Consider the following 12,762-nt stretch of genomic DNA (forward strand, 5'->3'; position numbering starts at 1 on the left):
TGCTCCTAGTGGTGGGGCAGGGGAGGGGCGGGTTGGTGCGTGGCGAAGTAGGTGGCGATCTCCGGTGCGACCGGGGGCACGTTCTGCGGTGTCGAGCCAGTGCGCAGGGACCGGGTCGCGGCGACCCCGGCGGCGATGGCCTCGCGCGCGGAGACCGGGTCGGTGTCGGTCGGCGTGCCTTCGCGGACGAACCGCAGGAACTCGGTCATCGTCAGCTCGTCGGCGTCGCCGTGCCCGCCGTCGTCGCCGACGATCGGGTAGGACTGGTCGCCTTCGGGGCGGTAGCCGGTGCGCTTGTTCCACACCCGCACCACGCCGCCCGCGCTGTCGCCGAAGTTCTCGATCCGGCCCTCGGTGCCGATGACGGTGTAGTTGCGCCAGTAGTCCGGGGTGTAGTGGCACTGCTGATAGCTGGCCAGCACCCCGTTGTCCAGTCGCATGAGGACCATGGACAGGTCCTCGACGTCGATGGTCTCGTTGAGGTCGGTCTGGGCCAGCGGCGGCCAGTTGTCCAGGGAGAACCAGTCGCGCATGGTGCGGTCGCCGTTGTCCCGGCGCGAGTCGACGCGGCCGTAGACCGTCAGGTCGCCCATCGCGACGACCTGGCGGGTGACGCCACCGGCCAGCCAGTGGATCACGTCGATGTCGTGCGCGCCCTTCTGCAGCAGCAGTGACGTCGTCTTCGCGCGTTCGGCGTGCCAGTCCTTGAAGTAGAAGTCGCCGCCGTGGCCGACGAAGTGCCTGCACCAGATCGAGGTCACCTCGCCGATGTCGCCGCGGGCGATGATCTCCCGCATCAGCCGCACGACGTGCATGTGCCGCATGTTGTGTCCGATGTAGAGCTTGGCGCCCGAGGCGTGCGCGGCGGCGAGCACGCGGTCGGCGTCCTCGATGGTGGTCGCCAGCGGCTTCTCCAGATACACCGCGACTCCCGCGCTGAGCAGTTGCTCGCTCACCTCGGCGTGGGTGTGGTCGGGGCTGGTGACGATCGCGGCGTCCAGGTCGGGGCATGCCCGCAGCAGTTCCGGGATGTCCCGGTACACGGGCACCTCGCCGAACCAGCGCGCCGCGCGGTCCGCGGCCCGGTCGTCCGGGTCGACCGCGGCGACCAGGGTGGCCCCCGCGGCGACCGCGTGCTCGGCGATGGGTGCTCGCGCACCCACTCCGATGACGGCGATGGTCAGGTCGTTCATCAGGCGGTCTCCGTGTGACATCCGGTCAGTAGTGAAAATGGCTTTTCTTACTGATGGATGACGAGAATTGCCGGAGATGCCTGGTCAACACAAGGCCTAGCCCGGTGGGTTATCTAACTGTTACCTAATATGGCGCGGTTAGGCAGGTGGGTTTCCCAATCACGCGTGGGTGCGCTCAGGCGACGGAACCGGGCGCGGGCTGATCGCCGGAGTGCTGACGTCGGGGCTGCGCAACAGCGCCGCGCCCACGGTGTCGAAGGACCGCAGGACGCCGCCGAGCGACACGTCGAGCTCGCCGAGCGCGTGCCCGACGATGGGGTACTCGAAGGACAGGTTGAGCTGCGCGGCGACCTTGGGACGCAACATGGGCACGAGCAGGTCGGCGTAGCGGCCGAGCCGTCCACCTAGCACGACGAGGTCCGGGTCGACGGCGGCGAGCAGACCGCCGACCGCGAGAGCCATCCGGTCGGTCAGCTCCTCGGCGAGTTGGAGCCCGTCCGGCCCACCGGCCGCGAGCCGCGCGTCCGCCGCCTCGACGTGCGTCCACGGCCCCTCGTCACCGCGCACCGGCCCGGCGAGAACCCGCAGTGCCAGCAGTTCTCCCGCCTGGTGGTGGCGGCCGACGTGCACCCGCCCACCGATGACGAGCCGGGCGGAGACGTGGAACCAGGTGAGCAGGTACAGGCTCGTGTCGGCGAACTGGGAGGCGCCGAGCGTGGCTTCGGCGCCCGCGGCGAGCACGAGGTCGTTCTCCACCGTGACCGGGCAGCCGAACAGCTCGGTCAGCCGACTCGCCATGTCAACGTCCTGCCACTCCCGCACGGCGGGGGAGTGCGAGAGCCTGCCGTCGCCGCCGACGATGCCGGGCACGGCAACGGTGAGCCCCGCCAGCGTCCTGAGGGGGAGCCGGGCCGCCTCGAACGCCCGCGCGACATGGTCGCGCAGGGCAGTGAGGTCCGCGGTGCCCGTGCGCGGGCTGGCAGGCCCGTCGAGGTCGGTGTGCACGATGTCGCCTGCCAGGTTGGCGATCGCCACCCGCTGGCGGACGTCGGACAGATCCAGCCCGACGACGTGGTGGCGCTCGGCTCGGAAGCGGTACCGCCGGGCGGGCCTGCCGCCGCCGGAGCTGGGCGGCGCGGGCGTGACGTCGGTGTCCACCAAGCCCTCGGCCTCGAAGTCACCGATCAGCGCCTCGACCGTGGGCCGGGACAGCCCGGTGCGCGCGGCCAGCTCCCGGATGGTCGCGACCCGCGCGTCGCGCAGCCCCTCCAGGCAGCGCCCCCTCGGTGTCGTCGCCCTCAGCATCCAACGGCCCCCAACCTCGTCCAACGGTTCCGGCTCCGAGCTTATTGCCGATGGACCTGACTGGTCGCGCTTCGACACCAGGTGAGCGCGCCTACTGCTTGGCGAGCAGGGCGGTCGCGGTGACCCGGCCGCCCTTTTCCTGGTAGGCGTAGCGCAGCCCGCCGTCGACCACGCTCAGCGTGACCTCACCCGCCTTGATGCAGGTGCTGCCTGGGTCCTTGTCGATTGCCTCGGCGAGCACCGCCCGCTCCGGGCCCGCCTCGATCAGGCGCAGCGGCCCGGAACACGCGAGTTCGGGGTAGGAGGATTCGCCGACCACGGTGCCGACCGCGCCGGCGCGCAGGGTGATCACCGCGTTGTAGACCTTGGACGTGCTCGGCTGGTCGACCGCGGTGGTGGACCGCCAGGTCCCGACGAGACTCTCGTCGACGACCTCGCCCACCCGCGGCTCGCCCTCGTCACAGGGCACCGCGTTCCACGGGTCGCCGGGTCCGCGGCTGGGCCGGGGCCCCGCCGGTCCGGTGCGATCGGCGGCCCACAGGCCCGGCCTGCCGACCGAGCCCCAGCCGCCCGCGTACCCCCACCACGGCTCGGTCTCGATCGGCCGCAGGCGCGCGGCGGCGTCCCAGCGTTCGCCCTCGCCGGTCACGTCGTAGATCTTGCCGAAGTAGCCGACGGTCGGGTACGAGGCGTGGGTTCCCTTGGCGGAGAACGCCGTCGGCCTGCCGTCGGACTTCTCCACCTCATCCCAGTCGAGCCTGCACTGGTGTCCGTGGCCGTTGAAGGTGACGCCCTGCGGGGTGTCGGACTTGTCGGTGAGCACGGTGACGCGCTCCCAGTCGCCTTCGTGGTCGTAGTCGATGCCCGCCAAGACGGAGCCGGGGCCGACGATCGGGATCTCGCTCGGAACGTTCCTGGCGTTGTTGTAGGGATAGAACATCCAGTACACGTAGCCGAACTTGGTCTTCTCCTTGTTCTCGATGTACTGCCAGTACACCGGGGCGGCCGCGCCGACACCGCCCCGCTTGTCGTCGTCGCCGTCGAGGTAGAACCCCTCGGCGCCGAGCACCGTGCCGTGCGGCCGGGTGTCGTCGGTCGACTGGTAGGTGGGGCCGCCGTGCTCGCAGCCGGGCGGGCCACCCTTGCCTTGGTGCTCGTAGGGCGAGGTGAGATGCCGGAGCTTCCCGGGGTCCGGCGGGTCGGCGATGTCGTCGTCGCCGCAGCCGTCGTCGTGTGCCCACTTCAGGGCGGCGTCACCGAGGTGGGTGGTCGCGTCAGCGGGCCCGTTCTCCTCGCCTTCGGCCAGCCACATCACCGGCGCCAGCCGCGCCGCCGCTTCCGCGTGCGGCACAGTGCTTTTCGGCGTGCTTGGCGTGGTCGGCGCCGTCGTGGTGGGTGCCGGGTCGGCGGGCCCGCAACCGGCCAACATGACAACCGCGACCCCGAGCGCCGACATCCTCCGCATGCGATCAACGTAGCCGAGCCCCACCTGGCTGCACCCGTTACGCCGGGCGGGCGGCAGGCGATGATCAACGGTCGGGACAGCTACCCAGGTGGAGGACCGCGATGGTGGGCGTTGTGATCGGGCATGGGTCGTTCGGCGGGCCGGAGACGGTCGTGGTGCCCGCCGGGTTGACGGTGCACTTCTTCGCCGACGAGGGGACGTCGATGGTGATGGTCAACCTCCTCGAGTTGCTCAAACACGACAACCCCAGGATCCCCATGCACGTCGCGAAGCCTGGCCTGGCAGTGCCCAACTACAAATACGAGCCCTTCAAGGACCACGAGCGGCGGGCGATCACCGCGCTCAACCAGTACGCCGCGCCGCAGATCGTCGTCGGATCCGCGGAGACACCCAACACCTTGATGCTGTGCGCGGACGTCAAGGGCTGTCCCAAGGACGGCCCGCACACCTGCGACGGCGTGTTCGGCCGCGCCGCGAAGGCGCGGTGGAACTACCTGATGATCTTCTCCTGCCGGTACGACACGCGGGCGAATCTGGAACCCACCTTCGACCTGATGGCCCCACACGGCGAGCGGGACCGGTCGGTGCACCAGGCGCTGGTCGACTGGGTGCAGACGTTCGTCGGGCTGACCAACGCTCAGCAGGACGCGATGTGGGCGGGGCTGGCCCCGAACGAGCGGCTCCGGTTGATCGCTTCCGATGACGAGGTGCGCGAGTGGGACGACTGCCGGGCCGCCCGCGCGGCGGTCGCGGCGGCGGGCGACCCCGCGAAGGCCGCCGCTCCCGCGTCCACCGCGGTCAAGATCCGGCTGATGCGCGACTACCCGGAGCACCGCGCCGCCGTCCGAACCGGGCTGCACCCAGACCCGTCCGACGCCCACGACATCGCGACGTTCCTGCCTCTGCCGTTCAACGACAAGGTCGTCTGGTGGCAGGACCTGTCGGCCTATGAGCAAGCGCGGTGGATGGTGAATGAGGACGTCACGCACTGGGCCGCCGGGTTCAACGCCTGCGAGCTGTTCGGCTACGGCCTGCGCGGTGACCGACTCCTGGGACTGCTGCGCAAGCTCGAACCGCAGGCCCTGGCGGTGGCCAAGACCGAGGTGGCGTTGACCAAATACCTCGCCGACAACGCCCTCCACGCACCCTGATCATGGACGAAGCCGCACCCGCCGAACGGGTGCGGCTTCGTCCATCAGCCGGTCTTGCCTAGAGAGAAACTCGCCTTAGAGAGACACGAGGATGTCGTCGACCCGGTCCTTGGCGTCGCCGAACAGCATCGCCGAGTTCTCACGGAAGAACAGCGGGTTCTGCACCCCGGCGTAACCCGAGGCCATGGACCGCTTGAACACGATCACGTTGTCGGCCTCCCAGACCTTGAGCACCGGCATCCCGGCGATCGGGCTGGCCGGGTCGTCGGCCGCCGACGGGTTGACCGTGTCGTTGGCGCCGATGACGAGGACGACCGCGGTGGCGTCGAAGTCGTCGTTGATCTCGTCCATCTCGAGCACGATGTCGTAGGGCACCTTGGCCTCGGCCAAGAGCACGTTCATGTGCCCGGGCAGCCGGCCCGCGACGGGGTGGATGCCGAACCGGACGTCGACGCCCTTGTCGCGCAGTTTGCGGGTCAGCTCCGCCACGCCGTACTGCGCCTGCGCCACGGCCATGCCATAGCCGGGGGTGATGATCACGGTGTCGGCCGACGACAGCATCTCGGCGACGCCCTGCGCGGTGATCTCCCGGTACTCGCCGTAGTCCTTGTCCTCGGCCGGACCCGCCTCGATCCCGAAGCCGCCCGCGATCACCGAGATGAACGACCGGTTCATCGCGCGGCACATGATGTAGGACAGGTACGCACCCGAGGAGCCGACGAGCGCGCCGGTGATGATCAGCAGGTCGTTCTCGAGCAGGAAGCCCGACGCCGCCGCGGCCCAGCCGGAGTAGCTGTTCAGCATCGACACCACGACCGGCATGTCGCCGCCGCCGATGGAGGCCACCAGGTGCCAGCCGAGCAACAGGGCGACCACGGTGACCGTGACGAGCAGCCACAACTGCGGGTCGATCACGAACCAGACGGTCAGGCCGGCGAACACGAGCAGCGCGCCCAGATTGAGGAAGTTCTTGCCGGGCAGCATGAGCGGGTTGGACTTGATGCGGGCGGACAGCTTGAGGTACGCCACGATCGAGCCGGTGAGGGTCACCGCGCCGATGAAGACACCGATGAACACCTCGGCGTGGTGAATGCCCAGAGTGTCCACCGCGGCCAGCGCCGCGGCCTCCGGGCCCTCGGGGTGGTGCTCGACGTGCAGGTAGCCGTTCCAGCCGACCAGCACCGCGGCCAGACCGACGAAACTGTGCAGCAGGGCGATCAGCTCGGGCATCCCGGTCATCTCGACCTTGCGGGCCCGGTAGAGCCCGATGGCCGCTCCGATCAGCGTCGCGCCGATCAGCAGGCCAAGACCGATGGCCTCGATGCCGCGGTCGGCGGCGAGCGCGATCGTGGCCGCGAGCGCGACCACCATGCCCGCCATGCCGAACGCGTTGCCCGCCTTGGCGGTCTCGTGCTTGGACAGCCCGGCCAAGGCCAGGATGAAGAGCAGGGCGGCGACGATGTACGCGGCCTGCGCGGAGATCTCGATGGTCATCTGTCAGCCCCTCAGCTTCGCGAGAACATGGCGAGCATGCGACGAGTGACCGCGAAGCCACCGAAGACGTTGATGCTGGCGAACAGGATCGCCACGGCCGAGAGCACGGTGATCGCCGTGTCACCCTGCCCGATCTGCAGCAGGGCGCCGACCACGATGATCCCGGAGATCGCGTTGGTCACCGACATCAGCGGCGTGTGCAGCGCGTGGTGCACGTGCCCGATCACGTAGTAGCCGATCACGATCGCCAGCGCGAACACGGTCAGGTGACCCTGCAGCGCCTGCGGCGAGAGAGCCGCGAGCACGAACAGCAGGGCGGCGGCGATCCCGACGACCACGAAGCGGCGGCTCGCGGGCGCGGGCTGCTTGACGTGCGCCGCCTTCACCGGGGCCGCGGGCGCGGCGGCCGCGGGTGCGGCGGACACCTGCACGGGCGGGGGCGGCCAGGCCAGTTCACCGGACTTGACCACGGTCATCGAGCGCTGCACGACGTCGTCCCAGTCCAGGACCAGCTCGCCGTCCTTGCCCGGTGTCATCAGCTTCATCAGGTTGACCAGGTTGGTGCCGTAGAGCTGTGACGCCTGCGCGGGCAGCCGCCCTGCCAGGTCGGTGTAGCCGATGATCGTCACGCCGTTGTCGGTGACGGTGGCCTCCCCGGCCACGACACCCTCGACGTTGCCGCCGTTCGCGGCCGCCATGTCGACGATCACGCTGCCGGACTTCATCGAGGCCACCATCTCGGCGGTGATCAGCGTCGGCGCGGGACGCCCCGGGATCAGCGCCGTGGTGATGATGATGTCGACGTCCTCGCACTGCGCGGCGTACAGCTTGGCCGCCCGGGCGTTGTAGTCGTCGGACATCTCCTTGGCGTACCCGGTCGCGGAGACCTCGACGTCGGGCGCCTCGACCGCGAGGTACTCCCCGCCCAGCGACTTGACCTGGTCGGCGACCTCGGGGCGCGGGTCGGTGGCGCGCACGATCGCGCCCAGGGAGCCCGCGGCGCCGATCGCGGCCAGTCCGGCGACCCCGGCGCCCGCGACCAGCACCTTCGCCGGTGGGACCTTGCCCGCCGCGGTCACCTGGCCGGTGAAGAACCGGCCGAACACATGCGCGGCCTCCACCACGGCCCGGTAACCCGCGATGTTCGCCATCGAGGACAGCACGTCGAGCGACTGCGCCCGCGAGATCCGCGGCACCGCGTCCATCGACAGCGCCGTGATCGGCCGCTTGGCCAGGTCCTCGACCAGGTCGGGGTTGAGACCGGGGCTGAGCAGGCTGATCAGGGTCGCGCCCGGCGCCAGCCCGTCGAGCTGCTCGGTCGACGGCGCGTTCACCCCGAAGACGATGTCGGCGGCGAGGGGCGTGCCGATCACCGCGCCCTGCTCGACGTACGCGTCATCGGTGAAGCTCGACGCCACGCCCGCTCCGGGCTCGACGACCACCTCGTATCCGAGTTTGCGCAGCTGCGCCACCGTCGCGGGTGTGGCCGCCACCCGCGTCTCCCCGGGCCGAGCCTCTTTGAGAACACCTATCTTCATGCGTGAGTTCCTTCGACTGTCGTCAACGTCCACCGAGCGCATGGTTAGCAAGGGCAGCAGCGTACGGCGTACCGACTCGTCGAAGGGGGATCCGGCCTGGTGATATTCGTCGCTACCGGTCAGTAGGTTATGGGTCGCGGGGAGATCGGGCTGGTCTGAGGCCCGCCGCTAGTCCTGTCGCAGTTCGATGAGTGGGACCAGTTGCTCGTCGGCGGACCAGGCGCCGTGGTGGCCGAGCAGGGAGGACTCAATCGGCTCGCTGCCCGGGCGCAGCAGGACGCTGTTTCCCTCGGCGACGGCGATGACATCGCCGATCCGGTCGGCGATGGCGGACGCGGGCGGAGTCCGGCCGAACCAGCGCTCGTCCAACGCCTGCTCGCGGCTCACCACGCGCGCGTGCGTGGACAGTTCGTCGACCCAGGCGGCCAGCACGGCGGGCAGCGCGTCGGGACGATCCAGGTAGACATGGCGCACCCTCGCCTCGCCGCCGATCAGCCGCACGTCGCGGTGCAGCCGGGTCAGCGTGTCGAGGTCGACCGCCGTGTCCGCCCTGATCATCCCGTGGTCGCCGGTGACGAGCAGCGTGCAGGTGGCGGGCAGGTCGGCCACCAGGTCCGCCACGCACGCGTCGACTGCGCGCAGGACCTCCAGCCACTGCGGCGACTCCGGCCCATGCAGGTGGCCCGCCGTGTCCAGGTCGGGGAAGTAGGCGTAGGCGAAGCGGGAGCCCGCGCCGGGATGGTCGGCGACCGTGAGGATTCCGGCCCGCACCTCGTCCAGGCAGGCGGCCGGGTGCACCGTGCCCGCCGCGCGGAATGCGGCCCTGGTGAGACCGGAGTTGCGCTGGTACGCGGGGACCACGTAGTGCACCGCCACCCCGTGGGCGGCGAGGTCCTGCAGGCGGCTGGGCCGCTGCTGCACCGTCTCGGGCGGGTAGTGCTCGCGCGCGTCGTCGCCGGTCGCGGTGTCGAGCCGCCAGCGCAGCGAGTTGAACAGCCGGGGGCCGTCCGCGCCGGGCATGGCGAAGCTGTAGCCGATGATGCCGTGCGTCGCGCAGGGGGCGCCTACGGCCAGGCTGGTGAGGCTGGTCGAGGTGGTCGCCGGGAAGCCGGCGGCCAGCGTGGTGCGGACGTGCGCGGCCAGCGTGGGCGCGGCGTCGCGATGCCGGGCGAGCGACTCGGCGCCGAGCCCGTCGATCAACAGCACCACGACGTCCCGGTTGGGCGCGAGGCCCAGGGGGTTGGGCCCGTCGACTCCGAACGAGGACGCGACGGAGGGGAGGACGTCGGCGAGGGTGTGCGGGTTTGTCATCGCGGTCCTTGTGCTGTCTCGCTGCGGGCGGAAACAGGGCCTGGTGAACATCTCACGAGTACGAGCCCGCGTGCGCGTCGTTTCGCCCGGCTGCGGGCGTGGAGCCGCCGGAGCGGTCTTGATCGTCCACATGGCAGCGTCACCCAGTGGCCGGTTCCGGCGTTGTACGAGTACCCCGACCTTCGTGCCGGGGCCTGGTTGCCCTCGAACTGGAGGTACCACCCGTGTCGTTCGGAAACCGTCGGGGCCGCGTGCTGATCCGCGCCGCCTCCGTCGTCGCGCTCTCGGCCGGGCTCGCGCTCACCGCGACGGCCCCAGCCCTCGCCCATGATCCCGAACACGGCGACAAGCCCGCGTCCGCGAAGGCCAAGCGGGAGCAGTACACCGCGGGCGTCTCGGTCCCGCTCGTCTCGACGCCGAATATCCGCCACGTCGGGAACTTCCCCGAAACAGCGGCGATCTCCGGGGTTTTCGCCAAGAGCGCACCGTACTTCTATGTGTCCTCTTTGGACTCGGTGAGCGTCTTCGACGTCTCCGACCCGCTGCGGCCCAGGCTGACCGGCACCCTGCCGAACCTGCTGTTCGAGAACGAGGCGGTGAACTACGGCGAGGTCAGGCGCGGCGACCGCGTCGAGCGGTTCCTGCTGCTCGGCGTCGACCTCTACCAAGCCTCCCCAGGCGACATCTCCCACGTCAACGCCGGTGGCGGCGAAGTCGTCGTGGTGGACGTGACCGACCCCGCGAACCCGCGGATCCGCTCCCGCGTGAGCGCCCCGACCAGCACCCACACCGTCGCGTGCGTCCGCGAGACCGACTGCCGCTACGCCTACACTGCGGGCGACACGGGGCAGGCGTCGATCATCGACTTGACCGACCTCGACGCGCCCGCGCTCGCCGTGGACCGGTTCCCCAGTCCCGCCGCGGGCCCGAACCCGGTGTTCAGTTCCGGGGCGGGCCACAAGTGGAACTTCGACAACGCCGGGTTCGGCGTCCATACCGGCAGCGGCGGCACGGCCATCTTCGACGTGCGCGACCCGGCGCGGCCCGCGCTGGTGACCACGACCGGCGCCGACGGCGTGGCCGCCGGGTGGAACGACTTCATCCACCACAACTCCGACCGCCCCAACGCCGACCGCTTCACCCCGGGCAGCGCGCCCAGTGTCGAGAACGGCAACGTCATCCTCGTGACCGAAGAGGACTACGAGAACACCGACTGCGCCACCGCCGGGTCGTTCCAGACCTGGCACGTGGAGACGCTCGACGGCACGCCGAGCGCCATCAAGAAGCTCGACAAGATCAACCCGGTCGACCTCGGCGAGGGGGTGGTCGCCCCGCACATGGCGTTCTGCTCGGCGCACTGGTTCGACTACCACTCCAGCGGCATCGTGGCGGCGGGCTTCTACGAGGCGGGCCTGCGGCTGCTCGACGTGCGGGATCCGCGCGACATCAAGGAATACGGCTACTTCGCCTCGGGCCTGTCCGAGGTGTGGGACGCGTACTGGGTGCCGGAGCGCACCAGGAACGGCGTGGCCACCGGCAAGAAGACCAACATCGTCTACACCGCCGACCTGGTCCGCGGCCTGGACGTGTTCACCGTCGCCCTGCCCGGCGCCGCAGCGGCCCCGAGTCCGCTGCCGGTCGTCACCGCGGCCATGCCGACGCCGGTGAACGCGGTCTTCCCCGGTGGCGCGATCGCGGCGGTGCTCGGACTGGTCACGCTGATCGCGGGCGGCCTGCTCTATCGGCGCCGCCGCACGGCCTGACGAAACAAGCCGGGTGCGGCGGCAACGATCGCCGCCGCACCCGGCTCACTAAGTGCGCGTTAGGTCAGTGCCGCAGGCCGCGCCGCCTCCCGTACATCCCCGAGACCAGTGCGACACCCGCCATCGCGACGAGCACCTGCACGAGCAGTTCCATCCAGTCGACCCCCGAGGTGGTGGTCGGGATGCCGAGCGCCCGGGCCAAGGCCGTGCCCAGCAGTGCCGCGACGATGCCGACGACGATCGTCAGCCAGATCGGGATGCTCTGCCTGCCGGGCAGAATCATCCGGGCGATGACGCCGATGACTAGACCGATGATGATCGCGGTGATGAATCCGGTGACGGTCACAGGTCCTCCAAGTTGACTCGACGTGCGGTTCTGTACCCAGAAATCGACCTTGTCAAACCAATCGGGACTGGACTGGACCGACGCTATCGCGAGGGCCCGGTGGACCGTGACCATGGGCGTTCTTCGAAACAGTATCGATGCACCACACCAATGGGATAATGCTGTATGGATCGTCCCCTGACCGCGGCCGCGCCCGACGGCGGCCCCACCGCCGATCATCCGCTGCGCTGCCTCGGCGTCAGCGAGACCGCGGAGCGGGCGTACTTCGCCCTGGTGCGTGACGGCGCCGTCGACGTCGACGACCTTGCCGCACGGCTGGGTACGCGTGGGGAGCACGCCTCCCTGGCCGTCGAGGAGTTGGCCGGGCTCGGCTTGGTCGAGTTGGACGGCGCGACGGCGCGTGCCGTGCCGCCCCGTGGGCCCTTGGACCTCCTTGCCCACCGGTACGCGCTGAGTTCGGAGCTCGCGCGGGAGAGCGCATCGGTGCTCTCGGCGGTGTGGGCGCAGCACACCCATGCACCGTCCTACCTTGAGCTCGTGCACACCACGTCGGGCGCGCTACAGGTCCAGCGGCAGCTGCACGAGTCCGCCCAGGGCTGGGTGGTCGCCCTCTCCATCGGCGGCGTCGGTCCGCAGGCCCCCAAACCGGAGGTCGCCCCGGGCACCCTCGCGGCGCTCGCCCGGGGCGTGGAGTACCGGGTCGTCTACGGATCCCAGGTGCTGCATCGACCGGAGGCCTTGGCGGCCGTGCGGATGAGTATCGAGGCCGGGGAGCGCGCCCGGGTCTTCCCCGACGTGCCGTTCAACCTCCAGATCAGCGAACGCGTCGCCGTGCTGGCCATCGCCGGACGTGGCTCGGAGCGCCTCAACGCTGTCGTCGTCCACCACTCCAGCCTCTACGACGGGCTGATCGGCGTCTTCGAGACGTTCTGGCGCGTGGCCGTCCCGGTCCCGGTGGCCGCCGAGGAGCCCGTCGGGTCGATGACCCCGGTGGAGCACCGCGAGCTGCTGACGCTGCTGTCGGCAGGTCTCACCGACGAGTCGATCGCCCGCGAGCTCGGTGTCAGCCAGCGCACCGTCGCCCGGCGCATCGCCCAGTACCAGCAGGCACTGGGCGCGAAGAGCCGGTTCCAGCTGGGTGTGCAGGCCGCGCGTCAGGGGTGGTTGTAGGCACGTCGGGGAAGCCAGACCGGCGG

Annotated in this window: 10 protein-coding genes; 3 read left to right on the forward strand and 7 right to left on the reverse strand. The window is 70.3% G+C overall.

Going from position 1 to position 12,762, the window contains the following annotated elements; all coding sequences use genetic code 11:
- Window positions 1-5: 5 nt before the first annotated feature.
- The 3 genes from C8E96_RS24645 to C8E96_RS24655 form a co-directional block, all read right to left on the reverse strand.
- Window positions 6-1,193 carry a Gfo/Idh/MocA family protein gene (locus C8E96_RS24645; protein ID WP_228769594.1) on the reverse strand — a complete coding sequence of 396 codons (1,188 nt, stop codon included), beginning with the start codon at window positions 1,191-1,193 and terminating at the stop codon, window positions 6-8.
- 159 nt (window positions 1,194-1,352) lie between these two features.
- Complete coding sequence (locus C8E96_RS24650; RefSeq protein WP_091368691.1) at window positions 1,353-2,498, reverse strand: ROK family transcriptional regulator; 1,146 nt, start codon at window positions 2,496-2,498, stop codon at window positions 1,353-1,355.
- A 91-nt stretch (window positions 2,499-2,589) separates the two neighbouring features.
- Window positions 2,590-3,963: a Vps62-related protein gene (locus tag C8E96_RS24655; RefSeq protein ID WP_133794753.1), complete on the reverse strand. Its 1,374-nt coding sequence runs from the start codon at window positions 3,961-3,963 to the stop codon at window positions 2,590-2,592.
- A 101-nt stretch (window positions 3,964-4,064) separates the two neighbouring features.
- On the opposite strand from C8E96_RS24655, the gene C8E96_RS24660 reads away from it, so the two are divergent.
- Window positions 4,065-5,114: a putative adhesin gene (locus C8E96_RS24660; RefSeq protein ID WP_091368696.1), complete on the forward strand. Its 1,050-nt coding sequence runs from the start codon at window positions 4,065-4,067 to the stop codon at window positions 5,112-5,114.
- Between the two features lie 75 nt (window positions 5,115-5,189).
- Here C8E96_RS24660 and pntB read toward each other — a convergent pair whose 3' ends face one another.
- The 3 genes from pntB to C8E96_RS24675 all read right to left on the reverse strand — a co-directional run bounded on the left by pntB (window position 5,190) and on the right by C8E96_RS24675 (window position 9,457).
- Window positions 5,190-6,608: a Re/Si-specific NAD(P)(+) transhydrogenase subunit beta gene (gene pntB / locus C8E96_RS24665; protein ID WP_091368698.1), complete on the reverse strand. Its 1,419-nt coding sequence runs from the start codon at window positions 6,606-6,608 to the stop codon at window positions 5,190-5,192.
- A gap of 11 nt (window positions 6,609-6,619) precedes the next feature.
- Complete coding sequence (locus tag C8E96_RS24670) at window positions 6,620-8,146, reverse strand: Re/Si-specific NAD(P)(+) transhydrogenase subunit alpha (protein ID WP_091368701.1); 1,527 nt, start codon at window positions 8,144-8,146, stop codon at window positions 6,620-6,622.
- A 168-nt stretch (window positions 8,147-8,314) separates the two neighbouring features.
- On the reverse strand, window positions 8,315-9,457 hold the full coding sequence (locus tag C8E96_RS24675; RefSeq protein WP_091368704.1) for an alkaline phosphatase family protein: 1,143 nt from the start codon (window positions 9,455-9,457) through the stop codon (window positions 8,315-8,317).
- 224 nt (window positions 9,458-9,681) lie between these two features.
- Here C8E96_RS24675 and C8E96_RS24680 point away from each other — a divergent pair, with 224 nt between their 5' ends.
- Window positions 9,682-11,220, forward strand: coding sequence for an LVIVD repeat-containing protein (locus tag C8E96_RS24680; protein ID WP_091368706.1), 1,539 nt, complete (start codon window positions 9,682-9,684; stop codon window positions 11,218-11,220).
- Window positions 11,221-11,284: 64 nt separating this feature from the next.
- Here C8E96_RS24680 and C8E96_RS24685 read toward each other — a convergent pair whose 3' ends face one another.
- Window positions 11,285-11,566: a GlsB/YeaQ/YmgE family stress response membrane protein gene (locus C8E96_RS24685; RefSeq protein ID WP_091368708.1), complete on the reverse strand. Its 282-nt coding sequence runs from the start codon at window positions 11,564-11,566 to the stop codon at window positions 11,285-11,287.
- 165 nt (window positions 11,567-11,731) lie between these two features.
- Here C8E96_RS24685 and C8E96_RS24690 point away from each other — a divergent pair, with 165 nt between their 5' ends.
- Window positions 11,732-12,736: a helix-turn-helix transcriptional regulator gene (locus tag C8E96_RS24690; protein ID WP_091368711.1), complete on the forward strand. Its 1,005-nt coding sequence runs from the start codon at window positions 11,732-11,734 to the stop codon at window positions 12,734-12,736.
- Window positions 12,737-12,762 lie beyond the last annotated feature (26 nt).

Origin of the sequence: Actinokineospora alba (assembly GCF_004362515.1) — a bacterium.
GTDB classification, from domain to species: domain Bacteria; phylum Actinomycetota; class Actinomycetes; order Mycobacteriales; family Pseudonocardiaceae; genus Actinokineospora; species Actinokineospora alba.